The organism is Flavobacterium sp. DG2-3, from assembly GCF_030730925.1.
Lineage (GTDB): Bacteria > Bacteroidota > Bacteroidia > Flavobacteriales > Flavobacteriaceae > Flavobacterium.
Map to the genome: position 1 here is coordinate 1 of NZ_JAVAMB010000031.1, position 18,815 is coordinate 18,815.

The following is an 18,815-nucleotide window of genomic DNA, read 5'->3' on the forward strand; positions in this document are numbered from 1 at the left end:
TTTTGCGGGGTGCAAATGTAAAAAGCATTTTCTTTTCCTGCAAGCTTTTCCGAATCTTTTTTTCTGAAAATTTCTTTCCTTTTTTATCCTTAAAAACTGCCGGCATTTCTATGAGCGCTTTTCGCTGTTGCGGGTGCAAAAGTAGCGCCTTTTTCCAGTTATACAAGCTTTTTCGGCAGGTTTTTTTGCCTTTTTTTCAATATTTTTCCTAACATGCTGGTAACGGTGCTTTTACATTCCGGTTATTTTTGGACTCGCGTGGGGTTTTTCTTCCATTCATTAAATTTTTAGCAATTTCGACTTCCTTTCTTCCATTATTTATATGGATTTTTCAGTGTTCAGGCTCTTTTGTTATGCCAAACAAGCGTAAAACTTCTTCTGGAAACGGCTCCCCTAGCCCCGATAGCAGCGGAAATCCTTTTTGGGGCGGGGTTCGCCCCAAAAAGATTGGAGCGGATAGCGGGAAATGGCTCCTTATCTTTATTAAATCCAATTTTTTTATCCCGAAGCTTCGGGACCAAATTCCAATCCTGGCGGCTTCGCTGCGCTCAGCCTGCCTACTAATATATTATACGTACGTGAATAGCGTTGCGTGAGACGCACTGCGGTGCGCCTCTACAGAAAATTGGAATCTATACATATAAAATAAGCAAACCCGACAGGTTTTGGAAACCTGTCGGGTTGGATGCCGATTATTTATGAATGAATATAATCTAGCCGTGAAATTACCCCTGAGCTGTGTTCTCTACTTGTATAGTATTATTTAAAAAACAAACCCGACAGGTTTCGGAAAGCTATTGGGTCGTGGATTAGAAAAATCACTCTTATATATAATAGAGTAAAGTTCTACATATATATTGTATGTATTTTTGTAATCATGTATATTTGCATTCACAAAATTATAAACAATGATCAAGATTACTTTACCCGATGGGTCAATTAGAGAGTTCGCTTCGGGCGTAACTCCAATGGAGGTCGCTAAAAACATTAGCGAAGGTTTTGCAAGAAATGTTATTTCTGCATCTTTTAATGGTACAACTATTGAAACCGAGACTCCATTAACGACCGACGGTAATCTTATTTTATATACTTGGAATGATGCTGAAGGTAAAAAAGCTTTCTGGCACTCAACTTCGCACGTAATGGCTCAAGCTCTTGAGGAATTGTATCCTGGAATTAAATTAACTCTTGGACCTGCAATTGCTAATGGTTTCTATTATGATGTAGATTTTGAAGATCAGAAAATTTCTGAGGCTGATTTCAAAAAGATTGAAGATCGTATTCTTGAGATCTCAAGAGGAAAATATGATTTCAAAATGCGTCCTGTAACTAAAGCGGAGGCATTAGAGATGTATAAAGACAATGTTTACAAGACTGAATTAATTTCAAATCTTGAAGACGGAACTATTACATTCTGCGATCACGCTACTTTTACTGATTTATGCCGTGGTGGACATATTCCTAATACTGGAATTATCAAAGCGGTAAAAATCATGAGTGTTGCGGGCGCTTACTGGAGAGGTGACGAGAAGAACAAACAGTTGACTCGTGTTTATGGAACTTCTTTCCCTAAACAAAAAGATTTAACTGAATATCTTGAACTTCTTGAAGAAGCAAAACGTCGTGATCACCGCAAATTAGGAAAAGAGCTTGAATTGTTTGCTTTCTCTCAAAAAGTGGGTCAAGGTTTGCCTTTATGGTTACCTAAAGGAGCGGCTTTGAGAGATCGTTTGGAGCAATTCTTGAAAAAAGCACAAAAGAAAGCTGGATACGAGCAAGTTGTTAGTCCGCATATTGGTCAAAAGGAACTTTATGTCACTTCTGGTCACTATGCTAAATATGGCGCTGACAGTTTCCAGCCAATTCATACTCCTGCAGAAGGTGAAGAGTTTTTATTAAAACCTATGAACTGTCCTCACCACTGTGAAATATACAATGTAAGACCTTGGTCGTACAAAGATTTACCTAAACGTTATGCTGAATTTGGTACTGTATATAGATATGAGCAGTCTGGAGAATTACATGGTTTAACTCGTGTTAGAGGGTTTACTCAAGATGATGCGCATATTTTCTGTACTCCTGAACAATTGGACGAAGAGTTTAAAAAAGTAATTGACCTTGTATTATATGTATTTGGTTCGTTAGGTTTTGAAAATTTTACCGCTCAGATTTCATTAAGAGATCAGGAAGATAGAGAAAAATACATTGGAACAGATGAAAACTGGGAAAAGGCAGAAAATGCTATTATCAACGCAGCAAGAGACAAAGGTCTTAACACTGTTGTAGAATATGGCGAAGCGGCTTTTTATGGTCCGAAATTGGATTTCATGGTAAAAGATGCTTTGGGAAGACAATGGCAGTTGGGAACTATTCAGGTAGATTACAACTTGCCTGAGCGTTTTGAATTAACTTACAAAGGTGCTGATAATGAATTACATCGACCTGTTATGATTCACAGAGCTCCTTTTGGATCCATGGAACGTTTTATCGCAATTTTACTAGAGCATACAGCAGGAAATTTCCCACTTTGGCTAATGCCTGAACAGGCTATTATCTTGTCTTTGAGCGAGAAATACGAAAATTATGCTAAAAAAGTTTTAGATTTGCTAGAAAATCACGAAATTCGCGCCCTAATTGACAACCGAAATGAAACTATCGGTAAGAAAATTAGAGATGCAGAAATGCAGAAAATCCCATTTATGCTTATCGTTGGTGAGGAGGAAGAGAAAAACGGAACAATTTCAATTCGTCGTCACGGGCAGGAAGGAAAAGGAAACATCACAGTTTCTATCGAAGAATTTGCTTCGATTGTAGACGAAGAAATAAAAAAGACATTAAAAGTATTTACAGTTTAACTTAAATTAGAAAGTCATAGCAATAAAAAGTAACAGAGGTTTTCAACCTCGAGTAGAAAAAAAAGATGCACACAGAATAAACAATCTTATTCGTGTTCCAGAAGTACGTCTTGTAGGGGAAAACATTGAACCTGGGGTTTTTAAAATAGCTGATGCGTTACGTTTAGCTGACCAACTTGAGTTGGATTTGGTTGAAATCTCGCCAAACGCTGAGCCACCGGTTTGTAAAATTATGGACTACAAGAAATTTGTTTACGAACAAAAGAAAAGAGATAAGGCTTTAAAAGCTAAATCTTCTCAAGTTGTTGTAAAGGAAATTCGATTTGGTCCTCAAACTGACGAGCATGATTATGAATTTAAAAGAAAGAATGCTGAAAAATTCTTGAAAGAAGGAGCTAAATTAAAAGCTTTCGTTTTCTTTAAAGGACGTTCTATCATTTATAAAGATCAAGGTCAGATTCTATTATTACGTCTTGCTCAAGATTTGGAAGAACATGGTAAAGTTGAAGCTATGCCTGTTCTGGAAGGAAAGAGAATGATTATGTTCATTGCTCCTAAAAAGAAAAAATAGTCTCAGTTAAGAGTTTCGGTGTTCAGCTTCTGAGCCTGAAACTTTAAACTTGAAACAAAAAATATAAGTAAGTAAGAATAAATTAAAACACTAGGAAAAATGCCTAAAATGAAAACAAAATCTAGCGCTAAGAAACGTTTTAAAGTTACTGGCTCTGGAAAGATTAAAAGAAAGCATGCTTTTAAAAGTCACATCTTGACTAAAAAATCTAAAAAACGTAAATTAGCTTTGACTCACTCAGCGCTAGTTCACCAAACAGATATGAAAAGCATCAAACAACAATTAAGAATTATCTAATAATTCTTTAGGTTAAAAAATTATTTATATAACCTTGGAGTATGGCTTTAAGTTCCTTTGATTCAATTCAGGACGCCTGCTACAAAAAAACATTAAAATTATGCCAAGATCGGTAAATTCAGTTGCTAAAAGAGCAAGAAGAAAAAAAATAATGAAGCAAGCCAAAGGTTTCTTTGGAAGACGTAAAAACGTTTGGACAGTTGCTAAGAATGCAGTAGAGAAAGCAATGTGCTACGCTTACCGCGATAGAAAACAAAACAAAAGAAATTTCCGTTCATTATGGATTCAACGTATCAACGCTGGAGCTAGATTAGAAGGAATGTCTTATTCTCAATTCATGGGTAAAGTTAAAGCTAACGGAATCGAATTGAACCGTAAAGTTCTTGCAGATTTAGCTATGAACCACCCAGAAGCTTTCAAAGCTATTCTTAATAAAGTAAAATAAAACGTTTTATAAACTCAATTTAAGATTACTTACTTATTATAAAAAAACCATTCGACAAGTCGGATGGTTTTTTGTTTTTACTGCAACTTAGTCTGCAAATAATAAATTAAATTTACTAAAAGTAATTTTTAATAAATGCAAAACGCACTCATCCATCATATTCAAAAGTTCGTCAATCTAGAACCTTCAGAGATTGACGTTTTAGAGTCTTGCCTTAGTCTTTCACAAATCAAAAAAAAAGAGCATGTTTTACAAGAAGGACAAATATGTACTACGATGTATTTTATTGCGAAAGGATGCATGCGACAATATATCATCAATTCTAAAGGGACTGAACAAACGCTTCAATTTGGAATTGAAAATTGGTGGATAACTGATTATCTAAGTTACCTCAATCATATTCCTTCACATTTTTACATACAAGCTGTTGAGAGCAGTGAGGTAATTTCTATTGAAAAATCGGTTTTAGATTCTGTTTTAATTCAAATTCCTAAACTTGAAAAGTATTTTAGAATTGTTGCTCAAAAGGCTTTTGGCGCAGCGCAAATGCGAATTAAATTCTTGTTTACCATGTCTGCAGAGGAAAGATATTATCATTTCAAAAATCAGCAGCCAGATTTTGTACAGCGCGTTCCTCAATATATGCTTGCCTCCTACTTAGATTTTTCAGCAGAATTTATGAGTAAAATTAGAGCTGGGAAAGTTTAGTTCTAAATATACTAAGGCTCTAAGCTACTATGCTGTTGGAACCTATATTTTTTTTTAGAAAGACTTATAAACTTAGCAGCTTAAATAATTTCTTGAAGTAGTTCAAGTTTTTGAAAGTATACATTACTGACCTTTGTAATGAACTTTTAAAACAAATAAAAATGAAATCAAGAATTGTTATTCCGCAAGTTGCTCCAGAAGCTTATCAGGCTTTAATGAATTTAGAAAAATATATTTCTTCAACCTCTTTAACTCCTGAACATAAAGAACTAATTAAAATACGTGCATCGCAAATTAATGGCTGTGCATACTGTATTAACATGCATACTGCTGATGCTAGAAAATATGGAATTTCTGAGCAAAGAATTTATCTTATTAGCGCATGGCGCGAAGCTGATGTCTACAGTGAAGAAGAAAAAGCAATCTTAGCTTTGACCGAACAAGTTACTTCTATTGCTAATCATGTTTCGGATGAAGTTTACCAAAATGCAGCGCAATTATTTGACGAAAAATACCTTGCTGAAATCATTCTTGCTATCATCACTATAAATTCATGGAATAGACTTGCAATTACAACCGGAATGAGAGCAGTTTAATTTTATAAGGATAAAATTTACAAACTTATAATGCACCAAAGCCCTTGATAGTTAAGGGCTTTTGCTATTTATCTAAAAATGAGAATCAAAAATTAGTAAATATTAAAATATTTTAAAATACCGTATTTATACTCTTTTATAATTTGCAGAATTATTTATTTTTGGCGAATGATACCAAAAAGAATACAAATACTTACTTACATTACCACTCTTTTAGCTGTTCTTTTCTCTTGCCAGAAAAAAAATAATGACAACTTAAAAGAAATTCAAAATAAGCTACAAATTCAAAAAAACATTGATAAAGCAGGTGTTTTTTATAATAACTATAGTAATACTGATAGCGCATTTTTTTACTACAATAAAGCAAAACTACTTTGTGATCCTAAAACAGATCCGGATAATTATATAAATATTTTGAATTGCATGGCGGATATCCAACTTAATCAAGGAGATTATATTGGAAGTGAAACTACCATAACTGATGCTATTCCGTATATAAAATCACTAAAAGAGCCTACAAGCGTTTGGAATATTTACTCTACTTTGGGGGCAAATTATCTTCTTACTTATAATCTTAGTGATGCTTTGCTTTACTACAATAAGGCATTAGGTCTTAAAGTTGATGATTCTAGAAAATCATTAACAAAAAGTAATATTGCAGCTGTTTTGTTAGAGCAGCAAAAATACGATGAGGCGCTGCAGATTTTTTTACGTTTATCTACAAAAGAGGAACTCCTGAAGAAACCAGAATATAATGCAAAAAATATAGACAATATTGGCCTATGCTATACCAAGATGAGTGACCCGAGAGGAATTCAATATTTAAATCAAGCCTTGCAAATTAGAAAAGAGATTAAAAATAATTCTGGTATTGGAGTCAGCAATCTGCATATTGCCTCTTATTATGACGAAAACAGCAACCCTTCTTTATCAAAAAAACATGCTTTTGAAGCTTACAAGAAATTCCGTGAAATTCATAATATAGACAATAAACTATCAGCATTAAAATTACTGATAAAAAACAGCTCAAATCAGGAATTAAAAAAGTACTCCTTATTATATGTTGATTTAGTAGACAGTATTTTTGAAGTACGACAAAAAGCTAAAAATCAATTTGCAAGAATAAAATATGATTCTAAACGAGAGAAAGAAGAAAATTTAAAATTGAAAACGCACAAGGCTCAAAACGAATTAAAACTTGAGCGCCAGAAAAGTAGAAATATAATATCTTATATTATTATTGTCTTGAGTTTATGTTTGATTCTCATTCTATATTATTATCTAACTTCTAAAGCTAATCGCGAAAAAATCGAAGCTGCTTACAACAGTGAAACGCGAATATCTAAAAAACTTCATGACGAATTAGCAAACGATATTTACCACACGATGGCTTTTGCCGAAAACAGAAATTTATCTTTAGCAGAAAATCGAGAGCAGCTTCTCCACAATTTGGATGCTATTTATGCTAGAACAAGAGATATTTCAAAAGAAAACAGTACGATTATAACCAATGAAAATTATACTGCTTCGCTAAAAGAAATGATTTCCAGATTTAATACTCCTAACATTAATCTTTTAATAAATGGTCTAGACACGATTTCATGGGATGAAATTGATAAAGTAAAAAAGACCGCCATTTATAGAGCAATACAGGAATTACTTGTAAACATGAAAAAGCATAGCGATGCTAGTGTTGTTGCAATTGTTTTTAAACAGACTAAAAAACATATAACCATAAATTATACGGATAACGGAAAAGGAATTGACATCAATAAAATGGTTCTTAAAAATGGATTGCATAATATTGAGAATCGAATTCTTGCCATAAAAGGTGACATCGATATTGATTCTGGTTTAGGAAAAGGGTTCAAGGTATTTATCAAATTTCCTATTTAAGACTTTATTTTTTCGATCCTCAAATGAAAAACTCTTCTATTATCAAAATTTTGTTTCTGACCATTACTTTACTTTTCACTTCATGTGAAAAGAAAAAGCAAATTGTTGTTCAAAAAATTGATAATACTGCCGAAATAAAAAAAATACTGGAAAAAGCTAAGATCTTTTATGATTACGAGAAAAATGACAGTAGCATTTTTTATTTTAATAAAGCAATATTATTATGTGAGCCAAAATCCGAGTATGCTGATGATTTTGTTCATTCATCGTTAATGATGGCTACCATCTTACAAAAAAATGGTAATTTTTACGAAGCAGAAACTACAATTACAAAGGTAATCCCCTATTTAGAAAAAACATCTCAGCCAAAATTTACCATTAATGCTTATTCAGCATTAGGATATAACTATTATCGTACTTATGACTATGAAAAAGCATTAAACTGCTATAGAAAATCCCTAAAAAACGCAGTCTCTACATTTAGAAAATCATCTGAAATTTCTAACATCGCTTTTATTTATGTACAGCAAAAAAAATATAAAGAAGCAATAGATCTATTAGAGCCATTAACTAAACGAACGATTATAGATAAAGTAGTACCCTTAAACACTCATGCAGAACGTGCTGCGAAACTTTACCATTTAGGTCTAAGTTATTTACGTCTAGGAAATCATCAAAAACAGGCTTTAGATTGTTTTAATGAAAGCCTAAAATTAACTCTCATATCTGGCCATGATTTTGAGTTAATACCAAATTATTATGCTCTTTATTTATATTATAAAAAATATAACAACCAAGTATTAAAAAAGGTGAATGCTCAAAAAGCTTATGATTGCTCAAGACGATCAAAATCTATGGCAGAGCAAATTACTACTTTAGGAAATCTAATTGAAGCCGATAATGTCCAAAATACAAGAAAACATTGGGAGGCTTATATTAAATTGGTTGACAGTACCACTGCCAGCTTAAAAACAGCTAAAAACCAATTTACCAATATTATATATGATTCAAACAAAGACAAGGAAGAAAATTTGGAACTGAAGAATCAAAAAGCCGAAAAAGAATTACAACTTCAAAGAGAAAAAAACAGAAGTACTATCTCTTACGTAATTATTCTTACTATTGCTTTAGTTTTTATTTTTTTGTCTTATTACATAATTTCAAAGGCTAAAAAAGAAAATAAAGTAGCTGCTTTTAAAAGTGAAATTCGTCTTTCAAATAAATTACATCAGGAAGTAACAGAAGAAATTTATAAAACATTATCTTTTTTAGAAACTCATGAACTAGAAGATAAGGAAAACAAAGAAAAATTCATTTCCGATTTAAATAATATCTATATCAAAACCAGAAAAATTTCTAGAGAAAATAGCGTTATTCTTACCGATGACAATTATGTTGAGGGTCTCAAAGAAATGATTTCAGGATATACTAGTCCAGAATTAAATATAATAGTAAACGGATTAAACACATTTTCATGGTCAAAAATTGACCGAGTTAAAAAGATTACTGTTTTTCGTATTATCCAAGAGATTTTCGATCAGACGAAAATATTAAATAGCGCTACGCTCGCAAGTGTTACGTTCAAAAAAGAAGAAAAGCATATCTTGATAACTTACTGTGACAATAATAAAGAAGTTCAAGAATATAATACTGCCTTAAATAAGAAATTTGAAAATATTGAAAACCGTCTTAAATCGGTAAAAGGATTTTTTCATATTTCTTTAAATACAAATCAAGGTTTTAAATTTTTTATCAAACTGCCTATATAAACTATGCTTTAACCCTAAAGTCTTCAAATGAAAATCTCTGCCTCAGTCAAAATTTTAGTTTCTATATTTTTTTTAGTTGCTGTTTCCATTTCTTGTAAAAAGGAAGAACCAGCAACTGCAAAAAAAAAGAACAATACAGCTGAAGTAAAAAGGCTTACAATAATTGGCGATAATTATTTTGAAAATTATAATTTTAAAGACGCGTACCCTATTTATAAAAAAATCATCTCTCTTTCTGATCCTGAAAAAGATAGAATAGATTATGTTGATGCATTGATTTCTATTGCATACATACAACAATTCGACGGAAATTATCTGGAGAGCGAGTCTACAGCTACAAAAGTATTACCACACCTTAAATATCTAAAAAAACCAAGGTTTGCATGGGAGACTTATAAAATTTTTTCAACTAATTATTTAGCAACAAACGATTATGATAACGCACTTATATATGCAAAAAAGGCTTATAATCTAAATACAACAGTTAGAAGAAAGGCAAATGCGTTAGCTAACATCGCACTTGTTTATATGCATCAAAACAATTGCAAAAAAGCTATAAAAATCTATATTCAACTGACTACTACAGGATATTATGGAAATAAGAAAAAAGCAAATACTTTAAAAGATTTTGAATTACTGGATTACGCAGTAATGCGAAGTAACATAGGCGTTTGTTATTTTTCTTTAGGAGATTCTAAAGCACTCTCCTACCACAAAGAAGCTTTAAAAATCAGGCTCAAATTAAATGATATGCCTAATTTACCCGACAGTTATTCAAACCTTTCCAATTATTATTTAAAATCAGATCCGCTTTTGGCGAAAAAATATGCCCAAAAAGCATATAAATATGCTTGCATTGTAGATACATATAAGCAAAAAAAATATGCTTTGGAAACTCTAATAAAGACTAGTACAGGAAACGATTTAAAGAAATATTCTAATCTTTACATTCATTTAATTAACGACATTAATGAAGTTAGATTATCACAAAAAAATCAATTTGCTAATAGCAAATACAATTTCAGAAAAGACAAAGAAGAAAATTTGGAACTTAAAGCCCAAAAAACAGAAAATGAACTGGAAATGCAAAGGCAGAAAAACAGAAGTTTCATTTCTTACCTTATAATTTTTGTTAGTGCAATGGCTCTTGTATTTATTGTTTTTTATGTAATTAAAAAAGGTAAAAAAGAGAGCAACGCAGAAGTCTTTAAAAATGAAATGCGTATCTCCGAAAAACTACAGTTTGAACTTGAAAAAGACATTGACAAAATTTTATTGTTTTCAGAGAATCACAATCTTGAAAAAGAAGGAAACAAAGAAGAATTTCTCGCGTATCTCAATAAGATTTATTCCAAAACAAGAAATATATCTAGGAAAAACAGCGAAATAGCAACAGGAGAAAATTTTGAAAAAGGTCTAAAAGAAATGATTTCAGGATATACTAGTTTAGAATTAAACATTATTATAAACGGATTAAACACATTTTCTTGGTCTAAAATTGACCGCATAAAAAAGATTACTATTTACCGTGTAGTTCAGGAAATTATGGATCTGATGAAAACTTTAAATAATGCGTCCCTTGCTAGTATAACATTTAAAAAAGAAGACAAAAACATACTAATTACCTACATAGATAACGGCTCCGAAAGACAAGATTATAGCACCGATTCCAATAAAAGATTCTCAAATATTGAAAACCGTCTTAAATCGGTAAAAGGATTTTTTCATATTTCTTTAAATGCAAATCGAAGTTTTAAAATTTTTATTAAACTGCCTATCTAAATTATATTTTAAACCCAAAGTCTTAAAATGAAAATCCTTACCTCAGTTAAAATTTTAGTTACTATATTTTTTTTAGTTGCTGTTTCCATTTCTTGTGAAAAGAAAAAAACGGCAATTGTAAAAAAAATAGATAATACAGCTGAAGTTAAAAGACTCACAATTATAGCAGATAAGCAGTTTGATAATGTACAATATGACAGTGCTTATTACAATTATCACAAAATATTAAACATAGCCGATACCGTAAAAGATAGAGTTGATTATGTAGAAGCCATAATTTCATTAGGATATCTTCATATTAACAGAGGAGAATTGGATGAAAGTGAGCACATAACTATCAAAGCTATTCCACATTTAAAGTATATGAAAAAAACAAGATTTGCTTTTAATGTCTATATGATACTTGGTTTTGATTATATACGTTCGGACGACTTTGAAAAAGCGCATCTTTATTTTACTAAAGCTCACAATTTAAATGTTTCAAAATTTAGAAAATTAGAATCATTAAACTGTATCGGAGATGTTTACTTTAGAGAAAAAAAATATAAAAAAGCAACTGAAATATTTGAAAAAATAGTAAACGATAGTTTTTATAAAAAAAATACAGAACCAATGTATTTATCCGATCATGCTCTGGCTATGGTAAATCTTGGCACTAGTTATCAGTTTGCTAAAAATCCCAAAGCATTATATTATCTTAAAAAAGCATTAGAATTAAGAATTAAAGCAAAAAACAGAGCTGATCAAGCATACAATTATAATTCTCTATCCTACTATTATTCCGATAAAGATTTAAAACTTTCTCATTATTATGCATTAAAAGCTTACTCTATTGCTAACGAACTTGATATTTACCCGATCAAATACCGTGCTTTAGGATATTTAATAAATTCAAGTACAGGAGGAGATATTGAGAAGTATAGTCAACTTTACACAAAACTTATTGATAGCATTAACAAAGTAAAAGTTTTTGGTAAAAATCAATCTACTTATGCAAAATATAATTTTAATAAAGACAAGAAAGAGAACTTACAACTTAAATCTCAAAAAATAGAACATGAACTTGAAATGCAAAGACAGAAAAACAGAAGTTTCATTTCTTACCTTATAATTTTTGTCAGTGCAATGGCTCTTGTATTTATTGTTTTTTATGTAATTAAAAAAGGAAAAAAAGAAAGTAACGCCGAAGTCTTTAAAAATGAAATGCGAATTTCTGAAAAATTGCAATTTGAACTTGAAAAAGACATTGACAAAATTTTATTGTTTTCAGAGAATCACAATCTTGAAAAAGAAGGAAACAAAGAAGAATTTCTGTCTTATTTAAATAATATCTATTCTAAAACAAGAAATATATCTAGAGAAAACAGCGAAATAGCTGTAGATGAAAATTTTGAAAAAGGTCTGAAAGAAATGATTTCTGGATACACGAATACAAACTTGAATATTATTGTAAATGGCTTAAATAGTTTTTCTTGGACTAAAATTGATCGCGTAAAAAAGATTACTATTTTCCGTGTTGTTCAAGAAGTTATGGATCAAATGAAAACTTTAAACAATGCCACTTTGGCAAGCATAACATTTGAAAAAGAGGAAAAAAATATCGTGATAATGTATCGTGATAACGGCACAAAAATCGCCCAAAATTATACTGTTTTAGAAAAAAGACTACAAAATGTGGAAAACCGTATTAAAACAATAAAAGGAACACTTAATTTTGGCACATATTCCGAGAGCGGTTTTAAAATAAGTTTCAAATTTCCAATATAAGACCATATATGTTTAAAAAAGTTTTAGTTGCCGAAGATCTAGACAGTATCAGCATTGCAGTTGTTCAAGTACTTGAAGAGTTACAAGTTCCTGTAATTCATCACGTGAAATATTGTGACGAGGGGTTGCTCAAAGTAAAAAAGGCATTGGCTGATAAAGAACCTTACGATTTAGTGATTACAGATTTGTCTTTTAAGTCTGATCATAGAAAAGTAAATTTAAATAGCGGCGACGAACTTATTGAAGCCATCAATAAAGTACAGCCAAATATTAAAAAAATTGTTTTTTCTATAGAAGACAAAAGCTACAGAATTAAATCTTTATTTAACGATTTAGGAATTAACGCCTATGTTACAAAAGGAAGAAACAGTATTTCTGAGTTAAGAAATGCTATTAAAAGCGCCTTTAATAACGAAGAAAAAATTCTTTCTTCAGATCTGTCTTTTAGTTTTAACGATAAAGCGCTTATTGAAATTGAATCGTATGATATTTCTATTTTAAAACTTTTATCTCAAGGATACATTCTAGAAAGCATTTCTAAGGAGTTTAAAAATTTATCTATAACGCCAAACGGAACAAGCAGCATAGAAAAAAGAATCAATAAATTAAAAATTTACTTTAAAGCAAACAATAATGTGCATTTGATTGCCATTGCAAAAGATTTCGGATTGGTGTAATTTTTATGGGCTTTACGGGTTTCCGTAAGGATTACACTTTTGATTCTGCTAAATTTGTGAGTATCTATTAACTGACTAATGAAACCAAGAAGTAAAGCAAGTATTATCTTGTCTAAAATTAATACTACCCAAAATAAAATTATAATGAAAACAATGTTACTTTGCCTTTTTTTATCGATAAGTTTTGCCATTGTTTCTGAAAGAACAGGCTGGCTGGAAATTGACTGGAAAATAATTTTTATTCCAGCTTTATTAGTATTGCAAATTATAATTATCGGAACTGCGCTAAAAAATCGATACAAAAAACATTAATTAATTTTAAGAAAGGCTTAATTATTGCAAGAAGAGAAGATTTAGATCTTAGCTCCTTTATATTTTACATGAAAAATACTCTTAGCCTCGTCTTATTATTAATTACATTTTTTTCTTTTTCGCAGACCAAAGTTGCCTCTTGGAATATAGAAAATCTCGGAAAATCTAAATCTGATTTCCATTTAAATTATATTGCCAAAACAATTTCTAATTACGATATAATTGCAATTCAGGAAGTTGTTGCCGGAAATGGAGGAGCGCAAACCGTTGCTAAACTTGTCACTTTACTTAACCAAAAAGGAAACAAATGGGATTATAGTATAAGCAATCCTACTTCTAGCAGCAGTTACAAAACAGAGCGTTATGCTTTTATTTGGAAGACTCACAAAGCTAAATTAAAAAACAAACCTTGGCTTGAGAAAAAATATAATCTAGAAATTGATCGGGAACCTTATTTTGCCACGTTTGAAATTAACAAAAAGACGTTCACACTTGTCAATTTTCACGCAATAACACAAAAAAAGCAGCCCGAAACCGAAATCAAATATTTCAAGTTTTTACCAAACGAGTATCCTGATTTAAATCTCGTTTTCTTAGGTGATTTTAACTGTCCAGAAAAACACACTGTTTTTAATCCGTTAAAAAAAATGGGATATTCGCCTGTATTAAAAAATCAAAAAACTACTCTTAAGCATAAATGCAAAAACAATATTTGTCTGGCGTCTGAGTTCGACAATATTTTTTACAATACATCTGCCCTAAAAGTCAGCAATTCTGGAATTATAAAAACGTATGAAGATTTTGATTCACTTCAAAACGCAAGAAAAGTATCCGACCATATTCCGATCTGGTTTGAATTTTCTTTAAACTAATTACGTTTTAAGCTTCTTTTTTCTGGCAGCAGGAAACAAAACATTGTTTAATATCAATCTGTAACCTGGCGAATTTGGATGCAAATCTAAAACCGTTGGCGGGTCACCAACTTGATGTTGAAAATCTTCCGGGTCATGTCCACCAAAAAAAGTAAACATCCCCTTGCCTTTTTCGCCATGAATATATCTTGATTCACCGTTTAATTCGCAGGTTCCCATAATCAAGATATTCGATTTTATTAAAGAAGTGTCGAACGATGTTGTCTGTCCCATAAAACCTTTTACCAATTGCGTATGGTTTTGACACAACATACTCGGAATCGGATCCCATTTTGCAGAAAATTCCATTAAAGTAAAATAATCCTTATCCATTACTATTCGCCTTTTTGTGGTCATATCGATATCTGAAAACTCATAAACTTCAGGTCTTCTCTCTAGAGTAAAGTTTTTAAAGGCAAAAGAATTATTATAATTTAATTTTGATTGATAATTAGACTCGCTAGGATCTCCGTCAAACATCGTTTCACAAATATCTACTCCATCGGCAGCAAGCGCAATATCAAAACTATCTGTAGCAGAACACATGGCAAACATAAAACCGCCGCCAATTACAAAATCTCTAATTTTTTTTGCAACAGCTCCTTTTTCCTGAGATACTTTCTCATATCCTAGCTTTGCTGCTAAAGCTTCAGCATCTTTTTTCTGGTCAATATACCAAGGCGTATTTTTGTAAGCGGCGTAAAATTTTCCATATTGTCCGGTAAAATCTTCATGATGCAAGTGGAGCCAATCGTACATTAATAACTGATCGCTCAGAACTTCTTCATCATAAATTGGAGTAAAAGGAATTTCAGCATAAGTTAAAACCAAAGTTACAGCATCGTCCCAAGGCTGTTTCCCTTTTGGTGTATACACAGCAATTTTTGGTGCTTTTTCTAAAATAACAGATTCCATATTTTGAGAAGGACTCGAAATATCATTTAAAATCGATGCCTGTTCACTATCTGAAATTACTTCAAAACTAACTCCTCTTATTTTACATTCTTTTCTAATTTCATCAGCATCAGGCAATAAAAAAGAACCGCCACGGTAGTTTAAGAGCCAGCTTGCTTTATAATCCCTGCTCAAACACCAGTAAGTAATTCCGTATGCCTTTAAATGATTTTGTTGCGTTGTTTCGTCCATCGGAAGTAAGATAAACGACGCCTTTGCATTAAACGTAACTAATAGTATAAAAATGTAGAATAAACTCTTATTCATTAGAAAATTATTTTAGTAAAGATATAAAAGGTCTCAACAAAAAAAGAACACTCAATGTCTTTTCTGACCTAATAGAATGTTAAATAAAAAAGACTTGAAAAAACAAGATTTACATCAATTGAAAAACAGGTAAAAACACCTATACTTTGGAAGAATTTTCTCTATACATTTGCTATCCCAGGTTCACAAAACTAATCGCTGTAAAAAATTAACCATTATGAAGTTTAATGAAAGTAACAACCAGCAAAAGGGTCTGAATATAATTCAGAAAATAGGTTTATGTGTCCTAGTAATAACAATCATATTGTATTATGTTTTGTCAATTCAGTTTTTGACAGCCTAATTTTTTTTTAGATTGTCAAAACTGCCAATTCATTTTGGATGGCATAAACAACTAAACCAGCGATATTTCGAGATTCTGTTTTAAGCAATAAGTTGTTCCGGTGTCCTTCTATAGTTCTCGGACTTAAGAAAAGATGTTCTGCAATTTCTGCGGTGGTTTTCTGCTGGCAAATTAATTGGAGAATTTCGATCTCACGAGGCGAAAGGAAATTGGTTTCTAAACCGCCTCTTGCATTTTTAGGAGAAACTATTGTTTCTTGAATTGTTTTTAAAACATTTTCGTTATAATAGAATCCTTTTTTGGCTACTTCGTTGATTGTATGAATTAAATCTTTTGGAGTGGTATTTTTAATTAAGTAGGCTACGGCGCCAACTTGAATCATATTTGCAATAAACGATTTGGTATCGTAACTCGTTAGTGCAATAATTTTAATATCAGGATATAGCTTTTTTATAATTTTAGTGGCCTCGACACCATTTAAGACCGGCATCTTTAGGTCCATTATTATAATATCTGGCTTAATTTCTCTTTCGTCTAATAGAGAAATAAGTTCATCTCCATTGGAAGCTTCGAAAATAATGTCGATATTTTCTTCTCTCTGTAATAAAAAAGAAATTCCTTTTCGAAACAAAATTTCATCATCGACTAGAGCAATTTTAATAACAGCATTCATCCTATTTGGTTTTGGTCGTTAAATTTGGTTTATCGAAATTACAAAATATGATTTAGAAAAAGTCTAAATACCTTATTTTATTACCTAAAAACCTACCAAAACACACAAATTTAACTTAGAATGTAAAGTTTACAGCAATTCCGTTATTGATTTCAGACTTAATTTCTATCGTCCCTTCCAAAAATGATATACGGCTGTCAATATTTTTCATTCCTAAACCTTTTTGATTTTCCGCATTAGAACCATCAAAACCAACACCATTATCTAGGTAATCACAAGTATTTATTCCGTTTATATTAGCAAAAGAAATCCATATCTGTGTCGCCTTTCCATGACGAAGCGAATTATTCATAAGTTCTTGAAGAATTCTAAAAACATGCAAATGACGATCTATGTCTTTATCATCAAAATCAATTTCATTTTTATAATGGGTTTTAACCGATTTACTAGATTCAAACTCGTCACACAGCTCTTCAATGCCTGCATGCAAACCAAATTTTTCGAAAACTGGCGGTAGCAGATTGTGGGCAATTTTTCTAGAATTATCTAATGCTTTGTTGGTTAAATTGATTATGTTTTCAGTAATCTCAGCCGTTTCACTTTCAGTAAGATTGGGTGCTGAAAGCAAATGGGTATTTAAGGAAACAATATTTAGTTTTGAACTAATATCGTCATGAAGATCTTGCGCGATTCTTTTGCGCTCTTCTTCTTGTGTTACAATAATAGCGTGCAATTGCTCTTTTTGATAACGAAGTATTAAATCTATTTTTTCCAGTTCCTTCTGAATGATTTTTTTTCTAGAAAAATAAAAGAAAATAATTAATGCAACTGCAACAATTATAAAAAACAAAGAGATATATAATATTATAGCTACGAGCTCTTTCTCAGGAATACCGCCTGCATTCATATATTTTTATTTACATTATACAATTACAAACTAGACTTGTACACTTTTTTTAGAAAAACTCACTTTCCATTCATAAAGAATAAAAAGATAATAGACTACATTCAAAAATGCATTTAACTGCCAACTCAAATATTTCACTTCAGTATTTAAAACCGAAGTCAGATTACCTATAATAAATAATACTGTACTTGACAATAAATATAGAATTATACCCATATTTACATAGTAATACGTTTTATTTTCGGTCAGCATATTATAGAAATGCAACAATGCAAAGACAACAATTGACAGAGAGGTCAATGTAATTTCAAACAGATTAAATTTTAAAAACTCTTTTGGCGCATTAACAAACTGTATTGTCAGAGCAAGGAGGGCTATAATTAGCCAAATCTTCACAAATTGTTTTTGAGCTTTAACATTTAAAATGGAATGATAAAATAAACTCAACAATATCATTTGGCCAATAAAAAAACTATTGACCAGAAACAAATTATTCATTTTAAGAGAATACAAAACTTCCATTGAAATCTGTATAAAAAAAATGAATGCCAAGTAAGAAACTAAAAAAACATTAGCTTTTTCCTTTCGGAAAAAGCTAAATGAATATAATATTAGATCAATTAATAAAATCAAATAACCTGAATATATTAAAAAATCATCCATTCCTAAAAAAAAGTATTCAATTAATATGGTGGGCTTGGACGTGAACCATCGTATACAACTTCTTCACCGCCTTCACAATTATCGTCCTTATCAGCAATACCGTAAACATTAACCCATTTACCAGTTTTGTCATCAAATTTGGCTCCGTTAAAAAGTAACGTTTTCTGTTTATCATCGTTAATACCGATATAAGCCCAAACTGCTTCCGTACCAAGCTCTAATACTTTTTCAAGACTTTTTCTTGGTATCAAATAAGCTTTTACTTTTTTACTTGCATCTTCAATTGTGGTATCGCCTTGAAATCTTTTTTCCCACTCATTTGCAGTTGCTACAGGAATTTGAATAGGTCCTGGAAAAGTTTCTTCATTCATAATTTAAATTTGTTATTGGTTAATAATTAAAAAAAAAATTGATAGTTTATA

At 31.2% G+C, this 18,815-nt stretch carries 18 protein-coding genes; 13 read left to right on the forward strand and 5 right to left on the reverse strand.

Annotated elements, in window-relative coordinates:
- Positions 1–908 precede the first annotated feature (908 nt).
- From thrS to Q9Q97_RS22695, 13 genes are all read left to right on the forward strand, one after another.
- Positions 909–2,855, forward strand: coding sequence for a threonine--tRNA ligase (gene thrS, locus Q9Q97_RS22635; RefSeq protein WP_306161314.1), 1,947 nt, complete (start codon positions 909–911; stop codon positions 2,853–2,855).
- A 16-nt stretch (positions 2,856–2,871) separates the two neighbouring features.
- Positions 2,872–3,426 (forward strand): translation initiation factor IF-3, encoded by a 555-nt coding sequence (gene infC / locus Q9Q97_RS22640; protein ID WP_111286002.1) that lies wholly within the window; start codon positions 2,872–2,874, stop codon positions 3,424–3,426.
- Positions 3,427–3,525: 99 nt separating this feature from the next.
- A complete protein-coding gene (gene rpmI / locus Q9Q97_RS22645; protein WP_026727505.1) occupies positions 3,526–3,723 on the forward strand; it encodes a 50S ribosomal protein L35 in 198 nt (65 codons plus the stop codon).
- 100 nt (positions 3,724–3,823) lie between these two features.
- On the forward strand, positions 3,824–4,168 hold the full coding sequence (gene rplT, locus Q9Q97_RS22650; RefSeq protein ID WP_035649542.1) for a 50S ribosomal protein L20: 345 nt from the start codon (positions 3,824–3,826) through the stop codon (positions 4,166–4,168).
- 135 nt (positions 4,169–4,303) lie between these two features.
- Complete coding sequence (locus tag Q9Q97_RS22655; protein ID WP_306161318.1) at positions 4,304–4,876, forward strand: Crp/Fnr family transcriptional regulator; 573 nt, start codon at positions 4,304–4,306, stop codon at positions 4,874–4,876.
- A gap of 161 nt (positions 4,877–5,037) precedes the next feature.
- Positions 5,038–5,472: a carboxymuconolactone decarboxylase family protein gene (locus tag Q9Q97_RS22660; RefSeq protein ID WP_306161320.1), complete on the forward strand. Its 435-nt coding sequence runs from the start codon at positions 5,038–5,040 to the stop codon at positions 5,470–5,472.
- 168 nt (positions 5,473–5,640) lie between these two features.
- Positions 5,641–7,368, forward strand: coding sequence for an ATP-binding protein (locus Q9Q97_RS22665; protein WP_306161322.1), 1,728 nt, complete (start codon positions 5,641–5,643; stop codon positions 7,366–7,368).
- A gap of 23 nt (positions 7,369–7,391) precedes the next feature.
- The gene (locus Q9Q97_RS22670) at positions 7,392–9,137 is read left to right on the forward strand and encodes a M48 family metallopeptidase (protein WP_306161324.1); all 1,746 of its coding nucleotides are present in this window, start codon (positions 7,392–7,394) and stop codon (positions 9,135–9,137) included.
- Between the two features lie 27 nt (positions 9,138–9,164).
- On the forward strand, positions 9,165–10,919 hold the full coding sequence (locus tag Q9Q97_RS22675; protein WP_306161326.1) for a hypothetical protein: 1,755 nt from the start codon (positions 9,165–9,167) through the stop codon (positions 10,917–10,919).
- Positions 10,920–10,946: 27 nt separating this feature from the next.
- Positions 10,947–12,686, forward strand: a complete 1,740-nt coding sequence (locus Q9Q97_RS22680) for a hypothetical protein (protein ID WP_306161328.1) — start codon at positions 10,947–10,949, stop codon at positions 12,684–12,686.
- Between the two features lie 8 nt (positions 12,687–12,694).
- Positions 12,695–13,363, forward strand: coding sequence for a response regulator (locus Q9Q97_RS22685; RefSeq protein WP_306161330.1), 669 nt, complete (start codon positions 12,695–12,697; stop codon positions 13,361–13,363).
- Positions 13,364–13,507: 144 nt separating this feature from the next.
- A complete protein-coding gene (locus tag Q9Q97_RS22690) occupies positions 13,508–13,675 on the forward strand; it encodes a hypothetical protein (protein ID WP_164515346.1) in 168 nt (55 codons plus the stop codon).
- Between the two features lie 68 nt (positions 13,676–13,743).
- On the forward strand, positions 13,744–14,547 hold the full coding sequence (locus tag Q9Q97_RS22695; RefSeq protein ID WP_306161332.1) for an endonuclease/exonuclease/phosphatase family protein: 804 nt from the start codon (positions 13,744–13,746) through the stop codon (positions 14,545–14,547).
- Here the strand turns inward: Q9Q97_RS22695 and Q9Q97_RS22700 are convergent, their stop codons facing one another.
- The 5 genes from Q9Q97_RS22700 to Q9Q97_RS22720 all read right to left on the reverse strand — a co-directional run bounded on the left by Q9Q97_RS22700 (position 14,548) and on the right by Q9Q97_RS22720 (position 18,764).
- The gene (locus tag Q9Q97_RS22700; protein ID WP_306161334.1) at positions 14,548–15,807 is read right to left on the reverse strand and encodes an asparagine synthetase B; all 1,260 of its coding nucleotides are present in this window, start codon (positions 15,805–15,807) and stop codon (positions 14,548–14,550) included.
- A 350-nt stretch (positions 15,808–16,157) separates the two neighbouring features.
- Positions 16,158–16,823: a response regulator transcription factor gene (locus Q9Q97_RS22705; RefSeq protein WP_306161337.1), complete on the reverse strand. Its 666-nt coding sequence runs from the start codon at positions 16,821–16,823 to the stop codon at positions 16,158–16,160.
- Between the two features lie 115 nt (positions 16,824–16,938).
- Positions 16,939–17,730 (reverse strand): sensor histidine kinase, encoded by a 792-nt coding sequence (locus tag Q9Q97_RS22710; RefSeq protein ID WP_306161340.1) that lies wholly within the window; start codon positions 17,728–17,730, stop codon positions 16,939–16,941.
- A 30-nt stretch (positions 17,731–17,760) separates the two neighbouring features.
- Complete coding sequence (locus Q9Q97_RS22715) at positions 17,761–18,393, reverse strand: hypothetical protein (RefSeq protein ID WP_306161342.1); 633 nt, start codon at positions 18,391–18,393, stop codon at positions 17,761–17,763.
- 20 nt (positions 18,394–18,413) lie between these two features.
- The gene (locus Q9Q97_RS22720) at positions 18,414–18,764 is read right to left on the reverse strand and encodes a hypothetical protein (RefSeq protein ID WP_306161344.1); all 351 of its coding nucleotides are present in this window, start codon (positions 18,762–18,764) and stop codon (positions 18,414–18,416) included.
- Positions 18,765–18,815: the final 51 nt, after the last annotated feature.

Bases quoted from the DNA above. Each gene is read 5' to 3' on its own strand.
- Q9Q97_RS22715 (WP_306161342.1), bottom strand. From the start codon at position 18,393: ATGGATGATTTTTTAATATATTCAGGTTATTTGATTTTATTAATTGAT.
- Q9Q97_RS22710 (WP_306161340.1), bottom strand. From the start codon at position 17,730: ATGAATGCAGGCGGTATTCCTGAGAAAGAGCTCGTAGCTATAATATTA.
- Q9Q97_RS22705 (WP_306161337.1), bottom strand. From the start codon at position 16,823: ATGAATGCTGTTATTAAAATTGCTCTAGTCGATGATGAAATTTTGTTT.
- Q9Q97_RS22700 (WP_306161334.1), bottom strand. From the start codon at position 15,807: ATGAATAAGAGTTTATTCTACATTTTTATACTATTAGTTACGTTTAAT.
- Q9Q97_RS22695 (WP_306161332.1), top strand. From the start codon at position 13,744: ATGAAAAATACTCTTAGCCTCGTCTTATTATTAATTACATTTTTTTCT.
- Q9Q97_RS22655 (WP_306161318.1), top strand. From the start codon at position 4,304: ATGCAAAACGCACTCATCCATCATATTCAAAAGTTCGTCAATCTAGAA.
- Q9Q97_RS22665 (WP_306161322.1), top strand. From the start codon at position 5,641: ATGATACCAAAAAGAATACAAATACTTACTTACATTACCACTCTTTTA.
- Q9Q97_RS22670 (WP_306161324.1), top strand. From the start codon at position 7,392: ATGAAAAACTCTTCTATTATCAAAATTTTGTTTCTGACCATTACTTTA.
- Q9Q97_RS22675 (WP_306161326.1), top strand. From the start codon at position 9,165: ATGAAAATCTCTGCCTCAGTCAAAATTTTAGTTTCTATATTTTTTTTA.
- Q9Q97_RS22685 (WP_306161330.1), top strand. From the start codon at position 12,695: ATGTTTAAAAAAGTTTTAGTTGCCGAAGATCTAGACAGTATCAGCATT.
- rpmI (WP_026727505.1), top strand. From the start codon at position 3,526: ATGCCTAAAATGAAAACAAAATCTAGCGCTAAGAAACGTTTTAAAGTT.
- Q9Q97_RS22680 (WP_306161328.1), top strand. From the start codon at position 10,947: ATGAAAATCCTTACCTCAGTTAAAATTTTAGTTACTATATTTTTTTTA.
- Q9Q97_RS22690 (WP_164515346.1), top strand. From the start codon at position 13,508: ATGAAAACAATGTTACTTTGCCTTTTTTTATCGATAAGTTTTGCCATT.
- Q9Q97_RS22720 (WP_306161344.1), bottom strand. From the start codon at position 18,764: ATGAATGAAGAAACTTTTCCAGGACCTATTCAAATTCCTGTAGCAACT.
- thrS (WP_306161314.1), top strand. From the start codon at position 909: ATGATCAAGATTACTTTACCCGATGGGTCAATTAGAGAGTTCGCTTCG.
- rplT (WP_035649542.1), top strand. From the start codon at position 3,824: ATGCCAAGATCGGTAAATTCAGTTGCTAAAAGAGCAAGAAGAAAAAAA.
- Q9Q97_RS22660 (WP_306161320.1), top strand. From the start codon at position 5,038: ATGAAATCAAGAATTGTTATTCCGCAAGTTGCTCCAGAAGCTTATCAG.